General features: G+C 51.5%; 19 protein-coding genes. 12 read left to right on the top strand and 7 right to left on the bottom strand.

The window, feature by feature from the left end:
• Positions 1–108 precede the first annotated feature (108 nt).
• On the top strand, positions 109–7,599 hold the full coding sequence (locus ACJ67_RS08990) for a tetratricopeptide repeat protein (protein ID WP_197080593.1): 7,491 nt from the start codon (positions 109–111) through the stop codon (positions 7,597–7,599).
• 123 nt (positions 7,600–7,722) lie between these two features.
• On the opposite strand, the gene ACJ67_RS08985 is transcribed toward ACJ67_RS08990, so the two are convergent.
• From ACJ67_RS08985 to aepX, 6 genes are read right to left on the bottom strand one after another with little or no spacing between them, the layout of a single operon-like run.
• Positions 7,723–9,114 carry a CDP-glycerol glycerophosphotransferase family protein gene (locus tag ACJ67_RS08985; protein WP_049638781.1) on the bottom strand — a complete coding sequence of 464 codons (1,392 nt, stop codon included), beginning with the start codon at positions 9,112–9,114 and terminating at the stop codon, positions 7,723–7,725.
• Between the two features lie 6 nt (positions 9,115–9,120).
• Positions 9,121–9,819, bottom strand: coding sequence for a trans-aconitate 2-methyltransferase (locus ACJ67_RS08980; RefSeq protein ID WP_049638780.1), 699 nt, complete (start codon positions 9,817–9,819; stop codon positions 9,121–9,123).
• On the bottom strand, positions 9,816–10,229 hold the full coding sequence (locus ACJ67_RS08975; protein ID WP_049638779.1) for an adenylyltransferase/cytidyltransferase family protein: 414 nt from the start codon (positions 10,227–10,229) through the stop codon (positions 9,816–9,818). Before ACJ67_RS08975 ends, ACJ67_RS08980 begins: the two co-directional genes overlap by 4 nt.
• Positions 10,226–11,215 (bottom strand): hypothetical protein, encoded by a 990-nt coding sequence (locus ACJ67_RS08970; protein WP_049638778.1) that lies wholly within the window; start codon positions 11,213–11,215, stop codon positions 10,226–10,228. The genes ACJ67_RS08975 and ACJ67_RS08970 overlap by 4 nt, the downstream gene beginning before the upstream one ends.
• The gene (gene aepY, locus ACJ67_RS08965) at positions 11,208–12,383 is read right to left on the bottom strand and encodes a phosphonopyruvate decarboxylase (protein WP_049638777.1); all 1,176 of its coding nucleotides are present in this window, start codon (positions 12,381–12,383) and stop codon (positions 11,208–11,210) included. Before aepY ends, ACJ67_RS08970 begins: the two co-directional genes overlap by 8 nt.
• Positions 12,384–12,410: 27 nt before the next feature.
• Positions 12,411–13,709: a phosphoenolpyruvate mutase gene (gene aepX / locus ACJ67_RS08960; RefSeq protein ID WP_018985013.1), complete on the bottom strand. Its 1,299-nt coding sequence runs from the start codon at positions 13,707–13,709 to the stop codon at positions 12,411–12,413.
• A 504-nt stretch (positions 13,710–14,213) separates the two neighbouring features.
• Here aepX and ACJ67_RS08955 point away from each other — a divergent pair.
• From ACJ67_RS08955 to ACJ67_RS08925, 7 genes are all read left to right on the top strand, one after another.
• On the top strand, positions 14,214–15,011 hold the full coding sequence (locus tag ACJ67_RS08955) for a flagellin (protein WP_049638776.1): 798 nt from the start codon (positions 14,214–14,216) through the stop codon (positions 15,009–15,011).
• 72 nt (positions 15,012–15,083) lie between these two features.
• On the top strand, positions 15,084–15,428 hold the full coding sequence (locus tag ACJ67_RS08950) for a flagellar protein FlaG (RefSeq protein ID WP_049638775.1): 345 nt from the start codon (positions 15,084–15,086) through the stop codon (positions 15,426–15,428).
• Positions 15,429–15,461: 33 nt separating this feature from the next.
• Positions 15,462–17,141: a flagellar filament capping protein FliD gene (gene fliD, locus ACJ67_RS08945; RefSeq protein WP_049638774.1), complete on the top strand. Its 1,680-nt coding sequence runs from the start codon at positions 15,462–15,464 to the stop codon at positions 17,139–17,141.
• Between the two features lie 79 nt (positions 17,142–17,220).
• The gene (fliS, locus tag ACJ67_RS08940) at positions 17,221–17,724 is read left to right on the top strand and encodes a flagellar export chaperone FliS (protein WP_049638773.1); all 504 of its coding nucleotides are present in this window, start codon (positions 17,221–17,223) and stop codon (positions 17,722–17,724) included.
• A gap of 1 nt (position 17,725) precedes the next feature.
• Positions 17,726–18,058: a flagellar protein FliT gene (locus tag ACJ67_RS08935; protein WP_018985018.1), complete on the top strand. Its 333-nt coding sequence runs from the start codon at positions 17,726–17,728 to the stop codon at positions 18,056–18,058.
• Complete coding sequence (locus ACJ67_RS08930; protein WP_049638772.1) at positions 18,059–19,192, top strand: flagellar hook-length control protein FliK; 1,134 nt, start codon at positions 18,059–18,061, stop codon at positions 19,190–19,192.
• The gene (locus ACJ67_RS08925) at positions 19,179–19,469 is read left to right on the top strand and encodes an EscU/YscU/HrcU family type III secretion system export apparatus switch protein (RefSeq protein WP_018985020.1); all 291 of its coding nucleotides are present in this window, start codon (positions 19,179–19,181) and stop codon (positions 19,467–19,469) included. The genes ACJ67_RS08930 and ACJ67_RS08925 overlap by 14 nt, the downstream gene beginning before the upstream one ends.
• A 58-nt stretch (positions 19,470–19,527) precedes the next feature.
• On the opposite strand, the gene fliE is transcribed toward ACJ67_RS08925, so the two are convergent.
• A complete protein-coding gene (gene fliE / locus ACJ67_RS08920) occupies positions 19,528–19,893 on the bottom strand; it encodes a flagellar hook-basal body complex protein FliE (protein WP_049638771.1) in 366 nt (121 codons plus the stop codon).
• Positions 19,894–20,156: 263 nt separating this feature from the next.
• On the opposite strand from fliE, the gene fliF reads away from it, so the two are divergent.
• The 4 genes from fliF to fliI all read left to right on the top strand — a co-directional run bounded on the left by fliF (position 20,157) and on the right by fliI (position 25,166).
• Positions 20,157–21,866 (top strand): flagellar basal-body MS-ring/collar protein FliF, encoded by a 1,710-nt coding sequence (fliF, locus tag ACJ67_RS08915; RefSeq protein ID WP_049638770.1) that lies wholly within the window; start codon positions 20,157–20,159, stop codon positions 21,864–21,866.
• Between the two features lie 3 nt (positions 21,867–21,869).
• A complete protein-coding gene (gene fliG / locus ACJ67_RS08910; RefSeq protein WP_049638769.1) occupies positions 21,870–22,868 on the top strand; it encodes a flagellar motor switch protein FliG in 999 nt (332 codons plus the stop codon).
• A 24-nt stretch (positions 22,869–22,892) separates the two neighbouring features.
• On the top strand, positions 22,893–23,561 hold the full coding sequence (locus ACJ67_RS08905; RefSeq protein WP_049638768.1) for a flagellar assembly protein FliH: 669 nt from the start codon (positions 22,893–22,895) through the stop codon (positions 23,559–23,561).
• A 183-nt stretch (positions 23,562–23,744) separates the two neighbouring features.
• Positions 23,745–25,166, top strand: a complete 1,422-nt coding sequence (gene fliI, locus ACJ67_RS08900) for a flagellar protein export ATPase FliI (RefSeq protein ID WP_156171706.1) — start codon at positions 23,745–23,747, stop codon at positions 25,164–25,166.
• Positions 25,167–25,177: the final 11 nt, after the last annotated feature.

Genomic DNA, 25,177 nt, shown 5'->3' with positions numbered 1-25,177 from the left:
TGCGCATCAGGCGAACAGTGAAGATAACTGGTTTTTTCCGCTTTTTTTAAGCGATGCATCTGCTTCATAGTTTTGAATAATAAGAGAAAATCTTTGGACTTCTCTTTTATGAAACACTCGCCGGGCCATTTGCAATCGACAGCTGCCGCAACTGCGCAGGATTGCAGCCATTGGATGCAAGCGCTGATGCAATCCTGGAAGGAGGGCGAGTGGGTGCAGTGCCTGACGCTGGCGCAAAAGATTACGCGTGAGTTTCCTGAAGAAGGCTTGGCCTGGAAGTTACTTGGCAGCCTGTATCAACAACAAGATCATTTAACGGCCGCCGCTGAGGCGTTTTTGCAAGCAAGCAAGTGCCTGAAAAAAGATGCCGAGGTCCTTTATAACCTGGCCAATGTCTATGCACAATTGCAAGACGATGCCCAAGCCATCAAATATTATCGCCAGACACTCAAGTTAAACCCCGCTTTCAGCCAGGCCTATGCTAACTGGGCTAGCGTGCTGAAACAGACAGGGAAATTGAAAGAGGCAGAAAAAGTGTTGCGCCGTGGCCTGAATATTCATCAGCAGGATGGCCGTGTCAATTTTGAACTGGCGACCTTGCTGCATGAAGCAGAAAAGCCATTGGAAGCGATTCAATATTACCGTGAAGCGGTGGAGATTGAACCCGATAATGCCGTCATCTTTTTCAATATGGCGGTGGCCTTGGAGCAATTGGGCAATACCACAGAAGCGATGGATGCTTTTCAGCAGACCATCGCTCTCCAGCGCGACTATGTACAGGCTTATAGCCATCTGGGTGCATTGTATTTGCAACACGGTGATACAGAAGAGGCTGAACAGTGGTTATTGGCTGGCCTGGCATTGGATCCTGCCGAATTATCATTATTGAAAAACCTGGCCAGACTCTATCGCGCAACCCACCGCATGCGGGAGTACCAGGCTTATATTGACCAGATCATGCTGAAACAGGATTTCAGCGCAGAGGCACTCAATAACCTGGCCACTGAAATGTTCAACCAGCATTTATATGCTGAGGCTGAAGCTTATTGCCACAAAGCGTTGCAAGCTGATCCGGATAACCCTTATGTACAAGCCAACCTGGGCCTGATCGAGAACGCCAGGAATGCCTTTGACAAGGCTTGCCAGCACTTTGAAAAAGCCCTGGAGCAGTTGCCGGACTCTGAGAGTGTTTTGAGTAATTATGGTATCAGCCTGCGCATGCTGGGCCGCTACACAGAGGCGATTGCTAAACTAGAACAAGCCTTGCGGATTCATCCTGAATTTATGGCAGGTTACATCAACCTGGCCAATGTCTACCTGGATATGGGGCAGATTGAGACCACCATCCGTACCCTGCAAAAAGCACTCGTCATTGAACCTGGCCATATGATGGCACTCAGAAACCTGCTGTTTGCCAATAGTTACAGCAATACCTTGCCGCTCAATGAGAGCCTGGATTACGCTCATAGGCTGGGCGCGGCCATGATGAAGGAAGTGACGCCTTACGATAGCTGGCAAGTGCATGCCCAGGAGCAGCGCTTGCGTATTGGCCTGGTTTCTGCCGATTTACGTAAACACCCCGTTGGTTACTTCCTGCACCAGTGGTTGCAGACATTTGATGCCAGCCGACTGGAGATTTATGGATATTCCACAGATGGCCGTGAAGATGCCTTCTCGCACGAACTCAAAGACTTATGTAACCAGTGGCGTTCGCTGGCTGGCCTCACCGACGCCCAGGCAGCCAAACATATTCGTGAAGACGGCATCCATATCCTGCTGGATTTGTCTGGTTTATCTGGCGGTACACGTCTACCTATTTTTGCCCATAAACCTGCCCCAGTGCAGGCGACATGGCTGGGATACTGGGGGACAACCGGTTTGCCAGTCATGGACTATGTGATTGCCGATCCAGTCAGTATCAATGCCGACGTAGCCAAACAATTTACCGAGCAGGTGGTGCACCTGCCACACACACGCATGTGTTTCACTGCGCCGCCGTTTGAGATTGAAGTGAATCCTTTACCAGCACTGAGTACCGGTGCGGTCACCTTTGGTTGTTTCCAGAATTACAGCAAAGTCAGCGATGAGGTATTGGCCTGCTGGGGCGAAATCCTGCAAGCACTGCCCAACGCCCGATTGTTCTGGCAAACCAAGGCGTTCAGCGATCAATTGATCTGCGAACAGGCCCTGGCAAGATTGGCAAAATATGGCATTGCAGCCACACGCTGCACCTTGTACGGGATGGTGGCAAGGGAAGAATACCTGCGTAATCATCACCAGATTGATGTGATTCTGGATACATTCCCGTTTACGGGCGGTACGACCACCTGCGAAGCGTTGTGGATGGGTGTGCCTACCGTGACGTTGCTTGGCGATACGCTGATTGCCCGTCAGGGTGCCAGTTTTATGCATTGTGCCGGTTTGCCGGATTGGATTGCCAACACACGGGAAGAGTATGTGCACAAGGCAATTACCTTCGCCAGTGATCTGGATGCCTTGTCCTTACTAAGGGCAACTTTGCGCGCACAGGTGTTGGCTTCGCCATTAATGAATGCCAAACAGTTTGCGCAGGATTTTGAACAATTGCTGTTTGGCCTGTGGCAACAGGTGCTGCCTGCCTTAAAGCCACAGCAATTGTTGGCAAAGGCACCCGTGCAAGAAGCTTTTTCCGGCAGTGAGCCCGTCTGGGTCGTCAGTGCTACCCGCATGACCGAAACCGCTTTCTGGCGTGACTCAGCCTTGGGCCGTTCACTCAAGCGCCATATGCAGCAAGATAAGCGCCTGGTGCCAGTAGTTGCCTATGAAAATACGCGGGGCTTGTCCGAGGTATTTAATGCGGCCATCGCAGCCGCGCCAGAGAATGCGCTGCTGGTCTTGATCCACGACGATGTCTGGCTCGATGAAAATACCTTTGTACAAACCATACAACGTGGGCTCACACACTTTGATGTGATCGGCGTGGCTGGTAACGCACGCATACAACCTGGCCAGCCTGGCTGGTGCTTTATTGATTTGCAGTTCACCTGGGACGATGCCAAATACCTGCGCGGTGCAGTCAGCCATGGCATGCACGCGTTTGGGCCGTCTTCCAGTTATGGCGATGCTGCTGGTGATTGCCAGCTTATGGATGGTGTATTCCTTGCGGCGCAAAAGAAAACGCTATTAGAAAGTGGCGTACGTTTTGATCCCCAATTCGAATTTCATTTCTATGATCTTGACTTCTGCCGTACAGCTACGCAGGCTGGCTTGAAGCTAGGCGTATGGCCTGTGCGTATGACCCACCAAAGTGGCGGCGCGTTTGGTAGTGCACGCTGGCGTGAAACCTACCTGAGCTACCGTCAGAAATGGGAGCCTGTAACGGTTGAGCAACCGGCTTCTAGCGCCTTGCAAGACTCCATGGCAGAAGTGTTCGACTTGGCCTCAGCCGCACAGCAACAGGGGGATTTCACCACTGCCAAACAGCTTTACCAGGAAATTCTGGCGGTGGATGCCCAGCATGCGCTAGCGATGCATAACCTGGGCCTGATTGAATGGCACACAGGCCAGCAGACACAAGCTATCGCACACTTTGCCCAAGCATATGCTCTGGCGCCTGCACAATGGCAATTGTTGAGCAGCTATCTCACAGCCTTACACACTACCCATGAACAGGCCGCGTTGGAGCAAGTGGTGGCAACCGCTATCCGTCATGGCCAGCATGCACAAGCATTGCAAGCCCTGATGCAGGAATGGCAGATCGCTTTGCCGGAAGCTGCACCAAATACACACCCTTCAATCCAGCAACAAGAGGCGATTCTCAAACTGTTTGAGCAGCAAGACTACGCACAGATGGAGCAAGCCTTGCAAACCTTGCTGCAAGAGTATCCCGCCTGGCTTGGTGGCTGGAAAATGCTGGCTGATGTGCTCATGATCCAGAAAAAGGATGCGCGTGACGCCGCTGCACAAGCACTGTTGCTGAATGCCGGGGATGCAGAGGAGCATTGCTATTATGGCCTGGTGCTCAAAGCGCAGAATGATCTGGTGGCAGCGGCTGAAGCTTTCAGGAATGCCATCCAGCTTAAGCCTGACTATGCGGCGGCCTATAACAATCTGGGCATAGTGCTCAAAGACCTGGGTGAAGTCGAACAAGCGATTCAGCAATTCAAGCAGGCCTTGCTGATCAAGCCTGAGTATGCGGACTGTTTCAGTAACCTGCTGTTTTGCATGACCCATGCTGAAAGCGTAGATACTGCCGCCTTAGAGCAAGCCCATGCCGCCTATGCCGAGTTATACGAAACTCCTCTGAAAACACATTGGCAACAACACGCCAATTCGCGAGATGCCAAGCGTCCATTACGTGTAGGGTTTGTCTCTGCAGATTTACGGGCACACTCGGTTGCGCATTTCCTGCTGCCGTTATTGCCTGCCCTGGCACAAGATAACACGCTGGTATTGTTTGCTTACGCCAATTACACGCTAGAAGATGAAGTCACAACCGAGATGCGGCCTTATTTCAAACAGTGGCGTGTCGTTGCAAATTTGTCTGATGAGGCACTGGCTGACTGCATCCGTGAAGATGGCATTGATATCCTAATTGACTTGTCTGGCCACACCTCAGGTAACCGTTTGTTGGCTTTTGCCAGAAAACCAGCGCCTGTGCAGGTCAGCTGGCTGGGTTACCTCAATAGTACAGGCCTGGCTGCCATCGATTATTACCTGGCCGATAGCGCCTTGTTGCCGCCTGGTCAGTTTGATCAGCAGTTCAGCGAGAAACTGGTTCAATTACCTGTGAATGCACCGTTTGAGCCGCATCCGCAAGCACCAGCAGTGAATGACCTGCCTGCATTAACTAATGGTTATTTAACCTTTGGCTGCTTTAACCGCCCGAACAAAATTACCCATACCGCGGTTGAGCATTGGGCCTCATTGATGCAAGCTCATCCAGGTAGCCGCATGGTGTTGGGCGGCATGGGTGAGGCAGGTAGTTATAACCATCTGCAAGACTGGTTTACCCAGGCTGGCATCACAGCAGACCGTCTGTCATTTTTCCCGCGCACAGACATGGCGGGTTATTTGAAACAGTATCACCTGATAGATGTGTGCCTGGATACCTTCCCGTCAAATGGCGTGACGACGACCGCACATGCCTTATGGATGGGTGTGCCTACCCTATGCGTGGCGGGTGACCGACTGGCGAGTCGCGGTGCCATGGCTCTGATGCAACATCTGGGATTACAAGACTGGGTGGCAGATCAGTCGCAGCATCTTCTTCAACAAGCACAGATTGTACTTTCTGATTTACAAGCCCTGGCAAGCCTGCGCGCGCAGTTGCGCCCACGCTTTGCCGGTTCGCCACTGGCGCAACCAGCGCCGTTGGCGCAAGCATTATCACAAGCGCTACGCCATATGTGGCAAACCTGGTGCCAAGGCCAAGCGGCTACACCATTTGCAATTTCTTCGAACTCTCCTGTCACCTCTGTGACTGAAACCCCTGATAAAGGTTATTCTATGAACACAACACTCAACCCAACTCCTCAAGCCAATGAATTGAAAGATTCGATTGCAGAGGTGTTTCAACTGGCGGTACAAATGCAGGAGAAAGGCGAGTCTGCACAGGCGATGAGCCTTTATCAGGAAATTTTGAATATTGACGCCAAACATGCACCGACTTATTTCCAGCTGGGCTTGCTAGCGACGCAGACTGGTAAAACCACAGACGCATTGCCTTTGCTGGAGCAAGCCGTGATCCTGGCACCTCAGCAGGCCGCTTACTGGCAGGCTTATATTGAAGTATTGTCCTTGACAGCACCCAGCAGCGAGGTGCTGGATGTGATTACTTTTGCCCGCCAGAACGGCCTGGCCACCGCAGATGCGGATGCCTTGCAGCTAAAGTATCGCCAGGCTGTAACCCCAACTGGCGCTGCGGCCAAGGGCAGTAAAGGCCCCTATATTTACCGTGCTGAAGATAACTTCTACCAGCGTGCGCAAACCGAAGCCTTTGGCTATCAGGATGTCGGCAATGCAGAACAGCGTTTGTACGACATGATCCGCCAGTCCCGTGACAAGAGCGTATTCTCTACTGAGTTGTCAGCCAAAGCGACAGATTGGCCTAGCTACTACCATTTGACGTCACAGCGTGCCAATTTGTTACGCCCGTTTGCAGACAAGATTGCCAACGGCAAGATTCTGGAGCTTGGCGCGGGTTGTGGTGCGATCACGCGCTTCCTGGGTGAGCTGGGCGGTGAGGTAGTTGCGCTGGAAGGTAGCCCGAACCGTGCCCGCGTCATTGGCCAGCGGTGCGCAGATCTCAAGAATGTGACGATTTATTCTGATTTGATCCAGTCATTTGAAACGGACGAGAAATTTGATGTGGTGACGTTGATCGGCGTGCTTGAATATGCCCAGGTGTATGTCAAGGAACCCGATCCTTTGCGCTTCCTGTTGCAGACTGCCAAGTCTTTCCTTAAAGAAGATGGCATGCTGATTGTCGCCATTGAAAATCAGCTTGGCCTCAAATATTTCTGCGGTGCGCCTGAAGACCATATGGGACAGGCCATGTACGGCATCAATGATTCTTACAGCACAACCAGCCCGATTACCTTTGGCCGCGTGGAGCTGGATGCATTGATCCGCAGTGCCGGTTTTGAAACCACTGAATTGTATGTGCCATTGCCTGACTACAAAACCCCGGTCAGCGTGATTTACCCGGAAGGTTTTAACCAGGCACATCGTGCAGTTGGCTGGGATGTTGGTGCACTGGCGGCAGGTTCTGTCGTGCATGACAGGCAATCCCCACGCCATCCAACATTCTCGCTGGAAAATGCCTGGCAAGTGATTGCACGTAACAATCTGGTAGAAGATGTCGCCAACTCATTTATGTTTGTGGCTTACCCGCAACGCCAGTCTGCTAAGTTACATCCTGAAGTATTGGCCGCGCATTATGGCAGCCAGCGCCAGGCGGTATTTAGCAAGGAAACCCAGTTCGTGTATGACGGGCAGGGGGTGGTGACGCGTACCCGCAATACCGGCGAAACAGCACGATTGCTGCAGGCTGCCTGGGAGCAGGCGCCTTATCATGGCGGTCAGTTGTGGATGGATAAACTCACCCAGCTCATGAACCGTCCTGGCTGGCGTGTAGAAGACCTGGCCGCTTGGGCTTCGCCCTGGCTGAAAGGCCTGGAAGCTGCTACCCTCAATGCTGGCAAGACCTTGCCAGAATTTGCGGGGTATTCAGCATTATTGCCTTCGCAGTATTTTGATGCCACCCCCACTAACTTTGTCATGGACAAGAGCGGGCAGGGACATTTCTTTGACCTGGAGTGGGATTTTGCGATTCCTTTGCCTGTGGCATTTGTAGCATTACGTGGCTTGTTCCTCACCTTGCATCGCGTTCGCAGTTGCGCCAAACCACATGCCGGCACTCCAGGCAATATTGGCAGCTTGACGTTGGCGGTGCTGGAACTCAATGGATACCACTATAGGGATGACCAGTTGCAGGCCTTTATCAGTGTGTTCAACCGCCTGCAAAATATGACGCAAGGTGCCCCTGAGCATCAAGTGAACGGTTTAACCGCTGAGTTTACGCGTGCAGAGTTGCCAGTGCGTCAGCTGTTTACTTAGTCTGTGAGTAATCGGCATAAAGCATGCACAGAAATGTGCATGCTTTTTTTATATGTGACTCGCAGCGTTAAAGGCCATAAAAAATCCGGCACGAGGCCGGATTTTTTAGTGAGTAGTGTAAACCTAAAACATGGTTTCCATGCAACGGCGGATATGCGGGATTGAGCCACCAGGGTTAGGCGTATATTTGCTGAGCTTAGCTAGGGTAGCTAAGGCCTTGTCGGCCTTTTGTTGCAGACAATACACTTCGGTCAGGTTACTCAATGGGATGGTAGGATTTTCCTGTGCCAGCAGCACCGCTTTTTCGAGTAGCAGTTCAGCATCTTCCAGTTGCCCCTGATTGACCAATAGGGTGCCCAGGTCGTTATACGGCTCCCAGCAGCCACTGTCTTTTTTAATCAGTTCCAGCATCATCTGGGTAGAGAGTTGCAGGTCACCTTCGGCGGCCAGTTTCTCGGCATGCTGGTAGGTGATGCGGTCGATATCGACTTGCGCCTTGATAGCTGGCGTCGGTAATTCAGTCTCACCAGACAAGGCTGCTTCGATATTATCTGCAATTAAGGTGGCACTTTGTCCTAAATGGGCAAACTGGTGCTGTTTGTTGAACGCGATTTGCTGCTGGTACTCCGCAGAGTGCTGCAGCACGTGTTCTACGGTTTTGCGCAGGTCTGCTCTCACTGTTTTAATCACGTAATCATAGGGCACACTGGCGTGGCGCGGTGGGTTGGTATCCGGGATCAGCCAGTCGGTCACGGCAATGCCCGGCACATCCAGTAGCAAAGCTTCGGTCAGTACGCTGGACTCATCCGAGACCATCACATCGGCCAGGCCCAGGCAGTACATGATGCTGATTTCACGGTCTATCACATACACGTTGTCTGCGCAGTTTCTGTGCAAGGCATCCATCTCGTCAATATTGTTCAGTACCCAGCGGTATTTTTCTGACCAGGGGGCCTGTTTTAGCAACAGGTTGACCGGTAGGTCCTTCAGGCTTTGCACAAACTCGTCCTGCTTGCCGTGGTTTTCCCATGAAGGCGCATAGAGGATGGAATGCTCGTATTTGAGCCCCAGTTGTTCGCGCAACTTTTGCGCTTCCTGCTTGAAGGTTTCCTGGTTGCGGTACACCAGGTCTGCTTTGGGCCAGCCCAGATCAAACATCCCCAATTTGGGTCGTGCTTGTTTGAAGTTGGCTTGTGTTTGCCAACGCTCCACCCAAGCGGGTCCCGGCAAGATACCCATGTCAAATGCCGTCCAGGGTTCGTAATGCCAGAAGTGTGGCCAGATATCATGACGCTGCGCCAAGTCATGCAGTAACACGACTGAGAAACCGGCATTGGGTTTACAGGCGTGCTCGCAATACACACCGACTTCGGCATATTGCTTCGAGTCCATACTCCATTGTACCGGGTAACCGCGGTTGGCCATTTCATCGGCCACAGGCGCTAACGCCTGGCGCTCACAATTGTCGGTATAAAAGAAGGTGAACACGGGGCGACGTGAATTTGTATTCGTCATGATGGTTTATCCATGCAAGCGTTTTGAGAAAATGACACTGAAACGATATTGGCTTTGTGCATAATTAGGCACGCAGCTTTCAAATACCTGGTGAGGTTTGCCCGGCAATTGATTGGCAAACCAGTCTGGGTTGTAATAGGTATGGTGCAAGCCGCGGTATTTTTCTTCATATTCTGCCTCGCTCAGCGCATCGCGGCGGGCACGTTCACATTCCTCTTTAGTCGCGGCATGTGGGATATCCAGTATGGCGACGCCAACCTTGGCTTTTTGCCACATGGCATTAAACACTTCTGCGGCCATCGCTTCGTCAAAATAATGAAATACGCTATTGGCAATGACAAAATCGTATTGAGGATCAATGGCCATGGTTTGTGCCGATTGTGCACTGAAGTCGCCATCCGGCATGGCTTGTTGAGCCGCTTGAATCAATCCGGCTGCATAATCCAGCCCGCCAACTCTAAGCGGATATTGCTGACGCAAAGCATATAAAAAGGCTCCAGCACCGCAACCGACCTCAAAGACAGAATCACCGGACTGCATGCCCAGTTTTTCGCTGATGCGGTGGGTATATTCCTGCCAGTCGGGCAGGGCGATTTTGCCTGCACCACTATCAAAACCGTCCAATGCAATCAGCGTATCCAGCGTGATGGCATGTTGCGGTTGCAAGCTGCGTTTTTCCCAAATGTTTTGCCAAAGGTTACTCATACGTTCGCTTCCATTTTTTGACTGACTGCCTTGAGCACGCGGGCACGCAGCTGCGTACTGCTGATGCCCTCGGTTCTCGGCAGGATATGTAATTTTTCGGCTGCAATCGGGTTGCTGTTATCGTGACCGTGTACCAGTAAATCAATCTGGTGCAACGCTAAAAAAGCATCGTCTAGCAGCCATGGACTGGGGACCACTTCGTCCACATCACGCATGGCTAGAAGCACCTCTGCGCGCGCCGCATAATTGAGTTCGGGTTCGTAGCCCTTTTTGCTGCGAATCTCTTCATCCGTGGTCAGGGCGACGATGACATGACCCAATTGTTTGGCGGCTTTTAACAGGCGGACATGGCCATGGTGGATCAGCGTGGCGGACATATCGACCATAATGCGTTTTTGTGGTGCCGTCATGGCTGTAACTCCAGTAAATCAAGAATATCGCCGCGTGCCTGGCTGCCCAGATGCGCCTCTCCCAAATGACATACCACGCTACCATGGCTGATGCCGCGAGGTTGGTATAGCACTGCACGTGCATCCTGGCTGGTTACCTTGGCATCGACCCAAGTACATAAGGCGGGTTGGTAGGGCATAGGATGCGTGGCATAAGATGCAATTTTTTTTAGCATCCTGGCCTTGTTGATAAACACAGCCTCGCGTAAATCAGCATGTTTGGGTAGCACCTCGTATAAAGAGGCGATGGCGTGGTAGGGACCCGTCATGCGCCGATCGAGGTGTGTGGCCAGGCTGAGGTAAAACGAATCGATTTCGTTTTTAGGTAATTGGTTAAAGGCAATAAATGAGGCGCCTGTCAGGCCAAACAGGCCTTTGCAAGAACTGTAGGCAATGACCTCTGCCAGCCCGTGATCGGCTTCCAGGCCGATAGAGGCAGTCGCGTCCAGCATCAACTGGGCGCCCACGCGGTCTGCCAGGGTGCGTAAATCGCCTATGGGTAACAATAATCCGGCACTAGTTTCGGTATAGCAAGCGACGACCCAGTCGTAGTTGCCATTGGCGGTAGTGATTTCCTGCCAGTCGCAGACCGTAACTGATGAGACCTGGCCGGCATTGCGTTGCGCCATTTGTGCGAAGCTGACCAGGCGCTGGGCGTAATAGCCGCTATCTACGACCAATACCTTGCCATACAGGAAGTTCAGGCTGGCAATTTCAAGCGCCAGGCTGGCAGAACCTTGCAAACGCGCAATTTGGGCGTGGCCGGTCATGGTTTTCAGTGCGGTGAGCACAGCTTCATCTACCTGGCTGTAATCCTGGTCACCACGGCCAAAACAGGGCCGCAGACCGAGCAGGTTTTCCTCCAGCAAACTGGCAGGCCCCGCTGTGAACAGCGCTTTGCGTGCATTTTGCGCAGCGACATGGCTATGAATGGTGGCTTCAGGCATATTCCACCTCGTTTAAAAACTGCATGAAGTCTTGTTTGTTTTGTGTAGGGGTGCGCGTTGGACGACCCAGATCTGCACGTGCGCCCTTACGGCACAGCACTTCTATAAAGCTGCTTTTTCTACTGTGCACTGCCTGTTGCAACACAGTTTTTAGATCTTCTGTCCCAGAAACACTGAAGACCCGCGCATAACCCGCAGCACTGGCAATCTCAGCCAATGGTAATTGTGCGGCGATGGTAGGCTGCCCACCGACGGAATCATGGGCACCATTGTTTAATACGATATGCAGCAGATTAGATTGCTGTGCACTGATGGTCAGGCTGCCCATATGCATCAGCATAGCGCCATCGCCATCAATACAAATGACTTGTCGGTCTGGCTGCGCCAAGGCAATGCCGCAGGCAATCTGTGAAGCATGCCCCATGCCGCCTACCGTGAGGAAGTCACGGCTATGTCCGGCCTGCTGGGCTTTGCGGTATTCAAATAATTCGCGTGAAGCCATGCCTGTGGTGGCCACCACTGCCGCCTCTGCTGGTAATGCGGAGACGATCTGCTGGATCATGTGTTCGCGGCTTTCCAGTGTGGGCAATTTCTCAGTCAGTGTGGCGACCGGTTCAGGTTTTGTTTCTGCTTTTTTGTAGGGCGCAAAGCTCTGTTTGCGTACCACCAGGGCAACCGGGCCTTGTCGCTCAATGGCCTGATTCAATAATGTCTGAATTTGTGCATGGGCAGATTCGATCTCGCTGGTCATGACTTGGTATGGAATATCCATGACATCCAGCTGAGACAGGGTGATCTGCCCTTGTTTGACATGCTGGGGTTCGTCGTGGATCTGCTGGCCATGTTCATCGAGTTCGCCACGCCAGCCGATGACTAGCAACATAGGAATACCGTAGACTTGTGGATCTGCCAATGACGCAATTGGATTGACGATATTGCCGAGGCCGGAATTTTGCATATAGACCAGGGCCGGTTGTCTGGTTGCCAGGTATTGACCGATGGCCAACCCAATGGCGCCACCTTCATTGGCTGCGATCACATGCTGGCCTGCGGCCAGTTTGTCTGAAAAGCAGGCGCATAGCTCTTTGAGTAACGAGTCAGGGACGCCTGCAAAGAACTGTACCTGTTCGGCTTGCAACGCGCTTAAAAAGTCCTCGGCATGTATCATGTTGGTCTCCCGCTTATTTGGTGACGCCTATTTAGTGCCTGGGATCAGTTCCAGTACATCGTTAATCGACATCAGGCTGGACTCAATTTCTGCGGTCCTGCCGTTTTTAAGGATTTCCATGGCCGCATTTTGCATGGCCGGATAGGCCGCACGCATCATGTGGTTGGCATAAATCACCAGATTGAAACCGCGCAAGGCCAGTTCTTCTTCCGTCACGGTGTTGTAACTGGTGGGCACACACACTAAAGGCGTCGTTGGGAACTCTGATTTGAAAATCTTGGCGAATTCAAAGACTTCGTCTGGCGTTTTCTGGCGGCTGTGAATCATGATGCCGTCTACACCCGCACCGACGTAGGCTTGTGCGCGTTGCACGGCATCGGCAATGCCTTTTTCCAGAATCAGGCTCTCGATACGCGCAATCACCATAAAATCATCGCTGACACGCGCAGCGCGCCCAGCAGCGATTTTTTCGCAGAAAGGCTCGATCTCGTCCTGCAATTGCGGTACTTCATTACCAAACAAAGAATTCTTTTTGAGGCCGATCTTGTCTTCGATGATGGTGGCAGAAATACCCAGGCGTTCCATGCTGCGCACATTGAGCTCAAAATGCTCCAGTTTGCCGCCGGTATCGGCGTCCATAATTAAAGGTTTGGTGGTGACATCAAAGATGTCATTGATATTGGATAAGCGGCTGTTGATCTCCACTGCTTCAATATCAGGTTTGCCACGCGCGGTGGAATCCGTTAATGAACTGGACCAGAATCCGTCAAACTGGCAGGTTTTGCCATTGCGCTGTGCTGTGACGTGTTCGGCAATCAATGCCGAGATCGGGTTGTGTGCCTCAATAAAGCGTGAAAGCGGTTTGACCGTCAGCAGGCGTTTCAAGGTGCGGCGACGGATATCCGGTGTGGTACCAAGGGCCTGGATCTGGCTCAACATTTCATTGGAAGACACACCGCGTGTATAAGGAATCTCGATCAGGTGGCCACCATATTCAGCCAGCGCTGCACGGGCGCGGTCACGGTAGGGCACCAAAGGACCTTCCAGCCAGTCATCACCATGCACCATGATGTCTGGTTTGTATTTGAGCAGGTTAGGCGCGTAATCCCATTCTTCCTGCGGCACGACATTCACTACACCACGAATATTGCTGACGATCTGTTTGCGCTGTTCATAGGTCAGGTAGGGCAGGCGTTTATGGTCTGCCACCGCTGCGTCTGACAAAAGGCCAATCGTCACGTCGCCATACTTCCTCGCCTGCTCAATAATATTGATATGGCCATGGTGCAGAATGTCTACAGTCATACCTACATAAACGGATGCCATGCAAAACTCCTTCATAATCTTTGCTACCTAGATATATAAGGCCTATATATAAGGTATGCGAAATGGATAGCCTGATTATGGATGGCTTTGCTTTGGAATGATTTGTAGATAAGCGCGGAAAAGGGGCCTTATATCTTATGAGAGATGGGTGGCATGAATGCTTGTTGGCTAAGGGTGTGTTTAAAAGCCGAATTAAGACTGATTCTCTGTTTAGCTCGGTTAATAGTGATGGCGTTTCTTTTTATAGAATGCATTGGTATAAACAATTTTGTGCAGTTTTTGATTAAAGGCTAAAGATTTTGGTGGAGGGGTCGTAAATAGTTTCAAGTGCATGATTGATCGAAAAAGAAATTTGCAACAAGTATTAAAGAAATTTCGCAAGCGGTCGATAACACAACTAACAACGCTAGATAGCAAACATTAAGTGGTAAATAGCGATCAACGTTGAAAGTAACATGACGATTTGACACTTAACTGGATATACGACTCTAAAGGAGATTTAACATGGCTTCAGTAATTAACACCAACCTGGCTTCATTGAACGCACAACGTAACCTGACTGCTAACCAGTCAAGCCTGAATACTTCTATTCAACGCTTGTCTTCTGGTCTGCGTATTAACAGCGCCAAAGACGACGCGGCTGGTATGGCGATTGCAACCCGTATGGACTCACAAGTTCGCGGTATGGAAGTTGCAACACGTAACGCAAACGACGCGATTTCCTTCCTGCAAACTGCAGAAGGTGGTTTGGCAAGTGCAACAGACGCATTACAACGTATGCGTGAACTGGCTGTACAGGCTGCTAACGGTTCCTACAGTTCTGGTGACCGTGCAAACCTGAATACAGAATTCGGTCAATTGAAGTCAGAACTGACTCGTTTGGGTACAGCAACCAAATTTAACGGTCAGGCAGCCTTTGGTACAGGTTACAGCTTCCAGATTGGTGCTGACAGCGGTGATACCATCAGCGTAGCTTCTGTTGCAGCGGCTTCCTTGGCTGGTTCCTTGTCTACAGCGGCGGCAGCTTCATCAGCAATTACTGCGATTGATGCACAGTTGACAACTTTGAACACTAACCGTGCGACCTTGGGTGCTTACCAGAACCGTTTCGCTTCCGTAGTGAACAACCTGGGTGTGGCTTCTGAGAACATGGCAGCTGCTAAGTCCCGTATCACTGACGCTGACTTTGCTGCAGAAACCGCCAAGATGACACGTGCACAGATTCTGCAACAAGCTGGTACTGCGATGTTGGCACAAGCTAACCAGTTACCTAACAACGTGATGTCATTACTGAGAGGTTAATTCATCCGATGGTAATGCCAAATCCACAGGCCTAGCTCCTGTGGATTTGGCCTAGGTAAAAGGAGCAGCATCATGAGTGATTCAACAGTCAGTGGTGTCGGTGGTGGATTACAGGGAATCCGGGCAGCCAGCAGTTTGAAGCTGGTTAAATATGCTGAGGCTTCCTCTGAAGGCGCTGCCGTAGATGTGAACGATAAAGCTGCACTGAGTGGTGCAGTGAAGAAGTTAAATGAGTATGTAGCCCCGGCGTTGCAAACGATAGAGTTTTCTATCGATGAGGATACCGACCGTATCATTGTGAAAGTGGTGGATACCGAAACACAACAGGTATTGCGCCAGATTCCCAATGAGGAAGTGTTGGCCATCAGTAAAACGCTGGATAAATTACGTGGGCTGGTGGTGAGACAAACAGCCTGATATCGCGTTTAAATAAAGGTTGGGAGATTAAAAATGGCATCAATTGTATCCTCTACAGGCGCATCTGGTCTGCCGATCGATTCGTTGGTCACTGCTCAAATGCAGATCGAGCAGCAGCCTCTCACCGCTATTAAAACCAAGATATCCTCTTACAACACCAAACTTTCCGCTTACAGTACCCTGAAAAGCGGATTAAGTACTTTTCAGACCGCGGTAGACAAATTAGCCACAGCAGCTAAATTCAATGCCCAAACAGTCACTGCCTCTGATAGCAACACCATCAGTGCGACTGCTGATGGAACGGGAGTCAAGGGCAACTACAGTGTGAGCGTCACGCAATTGGCAACTTCGCAGAAGCTTGCCTCTGCCGCTTACAGTAGCGCCACAGACATTATCGGTACAGGTAAGCTGACGATCTCTTTTGGTACCTACACCGCCGCTGACGGCGGTACGCCAGCTTCTTTCACCGCCAATGCCAGCAAATCAGATATCGAGATTGACATCACTTCCAGCAACAATACGCTGGCAGGGATACGCGATGCGATTAATGCCAAAAACGCCTCTGTCACCGCTTCCATCGTCAATGATGGCAGTGGCAACCGACTGGTGATTACCTCCAAGGATACCGGTGAGGTAAACAGCCTGAAGATTTCGGTGGCGGATAATGATGGTAATAATACCGATAGCACCGGCCTGTCTGCGTTGGCTTATGATCCGCTGGCAACCAGCAATAGCATGACCCAGTTGGTCGCGGCCAAGAATGCGCTGCTTACTGTAGACGGCTTGAGCATCAGCAAGTCAAGCAATACCGTTTCTGATGTCATCCAGGGCGTGACCCTGACCCTGAAAGGGGTCACCTCCACGGCCAATGCACTGAGCGTCGATACAGATACAACGACGATAGAGAGTTCGGTAAAAAGCTTCGTGGATGCCTATAATTCGCTGAATACCAGTATGCGTAACCTGACCAAGTTTGTGTCCGCGGGTTCGAGTGCCAATGGCGTGTTACTTGGCGACTCTACGGCGCGCAATATGATGGTGAAGCTTAAGTCCATGCTATCGGCCTCCTCGCCTACAGCGACGACATATAAAACCTTGTCGGATATCGGGGTGAGTATGGGCTCGGATGGCTCATTATCGCTAGACAGTACCAAATTACAAAAAGCCATCACCAATAATGTGAGTGACGTGGCCAAGCTGTTTTCACCGTCTGCCACGACGACTGACTCCCAGGTCACGTTTATGGGCAGTAAAGCCGATACGCAGTCGGGCACCTATGCGGTCAACATCACACAGCTAGGTGGAAATGGCATCAACGCGATCGGTACCATCAATGGCGTGACGGCAAATACCACAGGATCGGTGCTAACAGGCGCGGGCGGAAATGCCAGCTATGGCTTGCAAATCAGTGTGACAGGCACGGCGACAGGTAGCCGCGGCACCATTACGTTTAGCAAAGGCCTGGCAGGTGAGCTCAGCAGCGTATTGGGAGAGTGGCTGAAATCTGATGGTCCATTGACCACAAAAACAGACGGATTGAACTCTTCGATTAAAGATTTGAATAAAAAGGCCGATGATATTAATGCCAAGCTGCCTTCTATTGAAGCACGTTACCGCGCCCAGTATGCAAAGCTGGATGCCCTGCTCAGTAGTTTGCAAACCACAAGTACTAACCTGACTTCACAACTGGCTGCGATCAGCGCCAACAGTTAGTCAAAGCGGTAGTTGTCTGCAGGGAGCGATTGGCAATTGATATTAACCATGCGCTTTTAAGCAGAATACGGAGTAAAAAATGTTTGGGATGAAAAAATCAGGTGTCAATGCTTATGCCAGCGTAGGGTTGGAAACCGGTGTGGTGGATGCCAGCCCATTGAAGTTGATTGTGATGTTATATGATGGCGCCATTACTGCCTGCATTCATGCTCAACAAGCCATGGCGCAGCATGATATTGCAAAAAAAGGCCAATACCTTACCCAAGCGGTGACGATTGTAGACAGTGGTTTGCGTGCCTGCCTGGACAAGCGTGCTGGCGGTGATATTGCTCAAAAACTGGATGAGCTTTACCAATACATGACACGTAGCTTGATGGAAGCCAGCGTGCGCCAGGACGTGAAAAAAGTACAGGAAATCCAGCAATTGCTGATGGAATTAAAAGGGGCCTGGGAAGCGCTGGAGAAAACAGCGATTGCCAGACCAGCCCAGGCAGACATGGCGTTAAGCCAGATGGTTGCCCAGAAAACTCACGAATTAAAACATATGGGGCAAGCCAGCCGTCTGGCCACTGCCGGAGCTTAAGATGTCACAGGCACTGATTAATACGTATGAATCCGCTGCAAAACTGATGGAGCAGATGCTTATTGCGGCCAGGCAGAATGCCTGGGAAAAGGTGACTGAACTGGAACAATCTTACATGCTTAAGATTGAGGTAGTGAAGACACTGGAGCAGAACATGCGTCTGGCGTCTGAAAGTCTTGCACCGGAATATCATGCCCGTAAGCAAGTGCTGGTACAGAAGATCCTGGCGGATGATGCAGAAATCCGCAATCTACTGTATCCAGTGATGCACCGGATTACCGATATGATCTTTGACGCGCAGTTGCATGCGCGTATCCCACCGGATGTGACCTAGATGCTCCCCATCCCGCAAGTGATCACTCAACGTTTCATTGCCAATGAAGCAGAGAACTTGCGTGCTGTTTCTTCGATTCTGCCCGTAGAAGGCACCCAATCCGAAGCGCCTTTGTGGGAGCGCATGCGTCCCGGCATGCAATTTACCGGACTGATCGTACAAAAAGAGGCCGGTGCAGGCAAAGCCGCTGAACTGGCACAATTCAAGGTTCAAATCCAGCTTCCCAATCAACCGCCAGCGCTGGTGCAAATGCAGTTGCCCGCACATCTGGTACAACAGCAGACCTTACAGATGCAGTTTCTTGGCCTGGCGCAACAAAGTGCAGGTAAAGAGGGATTACCGCAGGTTAAATGGGGGCTGCAGCCTCATCATCCGCACAGCGGTCCAGTAAACCTGGGGCAAACAGCTATGTTGACTGATATGTCGCAGCCTGATCATGCAGAGCATTTGCAGGACATGGCAAAAACCGCTGCCGGGCAAGCCAGTCTGGTGGAGTTGAGTAGTCCTGCCAAGCATTTGCAGCGCTGGTTGAATTCGTCGGCGTTTGACCACCAAACCTCAGCGCTGCAAGCGCAAGCCGTGGTCAGTCATAGTCCGCAGAAGCCGCAGGTACTAGCGAATGACCTCAAGCACGCCATGGATCATTCAGGCCTGTTTTATGAGTCCCATTTAAAAGAAGCGACCTTGGGCAGCCGCCCCTGGCACCAGTTGCTGCAAGAACCGCAAAACAAACCGCATTTTGCCCCTCCGGAAATGGTGGCGCAGCAACTGCAAGTCCTCGAGCAGCAACGCGTGATCTGGCATGGCGAGGTGTGGCCTGGCCAAACTATGAAATGGCAGGTCAACGAGCAGGAAAGTTCTCCGCAATCTTCAGATGAGCCTGTATTGAATAGCCTGCAAAGCGACCTGACCTTGCATTTGCCCAACCTGGGGGAAGTGACTGTTAATATTGCGATGGTCAACGGACGTTTCAGCATACGTGTGCAGCCTAGTGATTCGCAGGCACTCGGCACTATGCAGGCCAGTCGTAGCCAGTTAGCCATGAATCTACAGTCTGCCGGTTTAAAACTGGAGGCGTTACAGATTCTTGGGGATGAGACAAAAGCACAAAGGCGGCAATATGCAGCGGGATAAAGCCTACACCCAGTCTGCAGTGGCCCTGGCTTATGAAGCTGGTGATCTGGCACCACGTGTGGTGGCAAAAGGGAACGGTTTACTGGCTGAAAGGATTATTGCCATTGCCAAAGAGCATGAGGTTTATGTGCATGAGTCGCAAGCCTTGTTAAGCCTGTTGATGCAGGTGGAACTGGATACCCATATCCCGCCACAGTTATACCAGGCAATCGCTGAAATACTGGCCTGGTTGTATCAACTGGAACAAGGGGAAATGCGGGAACCCCCTGCGGTTTGAGTGAGCCAGATTAAGATCTGGATCCAATTGCATAGATGAAGCCATAGATGAGGTAGGTTTACACCTGCATATTCATCATGTCTTGATAGGCTGAGACCAGTTTATTACGCACCTGGACGGTTGCCTGAAAAGCAATGTTGGCTTTCTGGCCTGAAATCATGACATCAGACAGGCTGACGCTGTCATCGCCCATGGCAAAATCTTTGCCCAGTTTTTCGGACTGCAATTGCATATTGTTGACCTGGTCCAGTGAGGCCTTGAGGGCATCACTGAAGCTGACCTGGCTCGTCGGGCTGGCTGCATTGGTTTTCTGGACAGGGGTGGCAATTGCGCTGTTACCCAGGCCTTCAGGTTTTTGTGCCGCTGCACGTAATTGTGCCAGCATGGACGTGATGCGTTGTGCATCAATACCGCCTGCGTTCATGGTGGTCTCCTTTCATTATCAGGGCAGATAAAGCCCTTAATCGTCATGGTAGACACTTTAGCATTCCACTATCGGGACTGCTCTGAAAAATAGGCAACATTAATCCGTCTTATTTGGCAATTTGAAAATAGTGAGTCAGCGCATAATGTGATCCATGTGAGTTGTCCTTAACAGGTGCTCAAGTTCCGGAGAGTGTTTCTGGCCTGGCAATCCCGCAGTGGATAAAGGCCGAAATACCAAGAGTAGTAAACATGGAGGTTTAGATGGCTGCTGATGCTGCCTTACTTACGACAAATGATGAGTCCAACAGTACACCGAATATGTTCGGTCAACTGGGGCAGAAGCTGTTGCTGGTCGCGGGGATTGCTGCGATTGTGGCTGTCATGGTCGTCTTCTGGTTGTGGAGCCAGAAACCGGATTACCGCGTGTTGTTTTCGAATTTTGCCGATAAAGATGGCGGAGCCATTGTCGCTGAACTTGAGAAGCTGAATATTCCCTACCAGTTTGCTGAAGGTGGCAACGCTATTCTGGTCCCTGCTGACCAAGTACACCAGGCGCGCCTGAAACTGGCTGCTCAAGGATTGCCCAAAGGCGGCAATATCGGTTTTGAATTGCTTGAGAACCAAAAATTCGGGGTCTCGCAGTTCGTCGAGCAGGTGAACTTCCAGCGTGGTCTCGAAGGTGAACTGGAACGCAGTATCCAGTCTATTTCGGCTGTACAGGCTGCCCGTATCCACTTGGCGATTCCCAAGCCTAGTGTATTCGTCCGTGAGCAACAATACCCAACCGCTTCCGTCTTGCTTAACTTGCATAATGCCCGCCGCCTGGATGCACAGCAAGTCGCCGCCGTGGTACACCTGGTTGCCAGTAGTGTTCCTAATCTGTCTGCCGACCATGTCACCGTGGTAGACCAGAACGGCAATCTGCTATCTGACAATGCCAATAAGATCAAGCAGAACGGTTTGGACCCTGAGCAGATGGCGTATGTGGAAAGTATGCAAAACAGCATTGCGCGCCGCGTTGAGGCCATCATCACGCCTATCGTAGGTGCCAGAAATGTCCATGCGGAAACCAGTGCGGAAATTGATTTCTCCATGACCGAGCAGGCCAACGAGTCTTATAAACCCAATACCAAGCCTGATGATATGGCGATCCGTAGTGCGCAAAGCCGTGAGTCTCAAAGCGCTAGCGGCAACAACGGTGCTGTGCCAGGCGCGCTATCTAACCAACCTCCAGGTGAGTCTACAGCACCGATTAATGCTCCTGGTGCGCAGGCGCCAGGCGAGGAGGGTGCTACGCCGACTCCGCCACCTGCTCCGCCACAAAACACACAAAAAGACACGACAACCAACTATGAGCTGGATAAGACTGTCAGCTATATCCAGCAGCCCAAGGGCGGTATCAAGCGCTTGCATGTGGCTGTGGTGGTCAACCATATTCCGGTCGTGGACAGCACAGGCAAAACCACTTACCGCGCCTTGAATGCTGCCGAGAAGCAGCAGGTCAGCGACCTGGCCATGCAGGCAATGGGTTTCAATAAAGAGCGCGGTGACAGCATCTCTGTGGTGAACACCCCCTTTATTGCCGAAGCCCAGGAAAAATTGGCAGAGCCTCCATTGTGGAAAGATCCACTCGCTATCGAGTACGGCAAAGATGCCTTGCGCTTTATCGCCGGCCTGATTGTGCTGATGATGATTTACAAAAAGTTGCTTAAGCCCATGGCGAATAAGTTGACAGGCGCAGACAAAAAACAGCTGGCATTGGCAGGCACTGCCGCATTGGGCGGCCCTGATGGTGCAGTCGCTGCGGGCGCCGGTGCTGATGGCGAGGATGCCTTGGTCACCTTGAGTGGTGATGCTACTGCCTTGCCCAGCAGCCTAGACCAAACGCTAGAAGCCGCCAAGCAGGTAGCTAAAGAAAATCCACGTATGGTCGCCCAAGTGGTTTCCAGCTGGACTTCGGCGGAGAAATAACGCATGAGCGACCAGGGATTAAACAGAAGTGCAATTCTAATGCTGGCGCTCGGTGAAGATGAAGCCGCCGAGGTCATGAAGCATTTGACGCCTAAAGAGGTACAACGCCTGGGCATCGTCATGGCGTCCATGAAGCCCGTGCCTCGTGAAGAAGTGGAAGAGGTGCTGGAGAAGTTCATGGTGGACTTTGCCAGCAGCAGCGATTTTGGCCTGGATTCAGACAGCTATATCCGCTCGGTACTGATTAAAGCCTTTGGCGATGATAAAGCCTCTAACTTGTTGAACCGTATTCCACAATCGCAGGATGCAGCCGGTATTGAAAGCCTGAAGTGGATGGATGCGTTCAGTGTGGCGGACTTTATCAAGAATGAACATCCGCAGATTATCGCGACCATCCTGTCGCACCTGGAACCTGAGCAGTCTGCAGAAATTCTGGGACACTTTACTGAGCGTCTGCGCCAGGATGTGATTTTACGTATCGCCACCCTGGATAGTATCAAGCCGACAGCCCTGCGCGAACTCAATGAAGGCATGCTCAAAATGCTGGCGGGGAATGACAATATCAAGCGCCAGGCCATTGGCGGCGTGAAAACAGCGGCCGAGATCATGAACTTCATCAGCGGCGAACATGAAGCCAAGTTGATGGACGGCCTCAAAAGCTACGATGATGGCATGGCCCAGCAAATCATGGACCAGATGTTTGTGTTTGACAACATCATGGAAATTGACGACAGAGGCATACAGGTGTTGTTGCGTGAAGTACAGTCCGATATGTTGATTGTGGCCCTGAAAGGCACCTCAGACGAGATGAAGGAAAAATTCTTCCGCAATATGTCTTCCCGTGCGGCTGACATGATGCGTGAAGATCTCGAAAGCCGCGGTCCGGTCAAGCTGTCAGAAGTCGAAGGACAGCAAAAACAAATTCTGCAAATTGTACGTCGCCTCGCTGATGAAGGCCAGATCATGCTGGCAGGCAAAGGTGACAGCGAACAATATGTTTAAAGCATTCAGTCAGGAAAGTGTCATATGGTAGCTTCTGCAATTCCAAAAGAGCAAATGAGTGCTTACCAGCGCTGGGAGATGGCCAGCTTTGATGACTCTGATTCCAGTGAACGTGTTAAACGCGATCGTGCACAGGCAGAGGAAAATGCGCGCACAGTCAGTCAGATTCTCAAGCAAGTCCGTCAGGAAGCTTATGAAGAAGGCTTTAAAACCGGTTATGTCGATGGCATGGGGCGCGCTGAAAAGCAATTAGACGCAGAGCGGACACAGCTGTTGCAAATGTCAGCCAATTTCCAGCAGGCCCTGGCCATGCAGGATGTGAATATTGCTGAATCTGTCTTAAGCCTGGCCTTGGATCTGGCCAAGGCCATGATGAAAACCAAACTGCAGGCAGATCCGCAAGCTGTCATTCCTGTCGTACTCGATGCCATGCATTACCTGCCACAGGTCAAACAGCCTGCCAGAATTATTGTGAATCACGAAGATGCCAAAGTATTGCGCAGCCATATCGGTGAAGAACTGCGGGAGCAGGGCTGGCAATTGGTGGAAGATGCCCAGATTGAACGTGGTGGCTGTCTGGTAGAAACTGCAGAGAACCAGATTGATGCGACGAATGAGATGCGATGGAAACGACTGGTGCAGGGCTTATCGCGTTTTGACGACTGGCACAAACCATTGAATAGCACTGAGTAGTCGATGATCACCCATAATCACGCCAGAGAGTCAGAATAGCGATTGATCCAAGTTATGACATCAACTACCGAACAAGATATCACTAATCCCCTCAGCCAAGCACGCGGTGACGATGTCACGCCATTGGTTGCCGATGAGCCAAAGCCAACGACAGAAGCCGTGATAGATTTAGCTCAGGTGCTGATGGCCGAGGCTAAGCGCGTAGCGCAGGACAATATACATAACCAGCGTTGGCAAAGTTACCTTAAAGACTGTACCGAGCTGATTAACCTGGTGGAACCCCTGGAGGTGGCCGGACGTATCGTGAAAGTTACTGGCCTGGTGATGGTGGCCACCGGCATTAAGATGCCGATTGGCGGAGCTTGTTATATTCCTTTGCAAGATGGTGGGCGTGTAGAAGCCGAGGTGGTTGGTTTTGATGGTGAAAACTTGCTGCTGATGCCACAAACTGCCGTCGATGGCGTGACCCCAGGTGCCAAAGTCTTCAGCATGGAAGTGACGGAGACTTTACCCAAACCGCAATTTGGCCGCCCGCCGCGTCGCCGTGCACAAGACCGTGCACGTCATTTCCCTGTGGGTGATGGCTTGCTCGGCCGTGTGGTAGACGCTGCTGGCAACCCGCTTGATAGCCTGGGCCCGATTTCAACCGAAGTGACCGCGCCATTGAATGGCCGCGTGATTAATCCTCTTATGCGTGCCCCAATCGAAGATACCTTAGATGTGGGCGTGCGCGCTATCAATGCCATGCTCACCGTTGGCCGTGGTCAGCGTCTGGGCTTGTTTGCCGGTTCCGGTGTCGGTAAGAGCGTATTGCTGGGCATGATGGCCCGCTATACGACGGCAGATGTGATCGTGGTGGGTCTGATTGGTGAACGGGGCCGTGAAGTCCAGGAGTTTATTGAACAGATTTTGGGCCCTGAAGGCCTGGCTAGATCCGTGGTGGTTGCCGCACCGGCAGATGTGTCTGCGCTGATGCGTTTGCAGGGGGCAAATTATGCGACGGCGATCGCTGAACGTTTTCGCCAGCAGGGTAAAAACGTATTGCTGATCATGGATTCGTTGACCCGTTATGCCATGGCGCAACGTGAAATCGCCCTGGCAATTGGCGAGCCGCCAGCGACCAAAGGTTATCCTCCATCAGTCTTTGCCAAATTGCCGGCACTGGTGGAACGTACCGGGAATGGTGCCAGGGGCGAGGGTTCTATTACCGCTTTTTATACCGTGCTGACCGAAGGCGATGACCAGCAGGATCCGATTGCCGATTCGGCGCGTGCGATCCTGGATGGTCATATTGTACTGAATCGTAACCTGGCAGAAAGTGGACATTATCCCGCGATTGATATTGAGCAATCGATCAGCCGCGCCATGCACAATATCACCAGTAAAGAGCACCAGCAGGCGGCGAGATTACTCAAACAGCTTTATTCACGCTATTTACGCAACCAGGATTTAATTGCTGTCGGGGCTTACCAGCCAGGGTCTGATCCCATGCTGGATATCGCCATTCACAAGCGCGACCAGATCAATGCGTTTTTACAGCAAGATATTGATGAGTGTGCCTATATGCAAGAGAGCTTGCAGCAACTGGCCAACACAATTGCCTAGCGTGAGCTGTA

It is taken from the genome of Methylophilus sp. TWE2, from assembly GCF_001183865.1.
Classification (GTDB): Bacteria; Pseudomonadota; Gammaproteobacteria; order Burkholderiales; family Methylophilaceae; genus Methylophilus.
The sequence above is the reverse complement of the archived record's forward strand: the minus strand, read 5'-3'. Positions and strand labels throughout refer to the sequence as shown.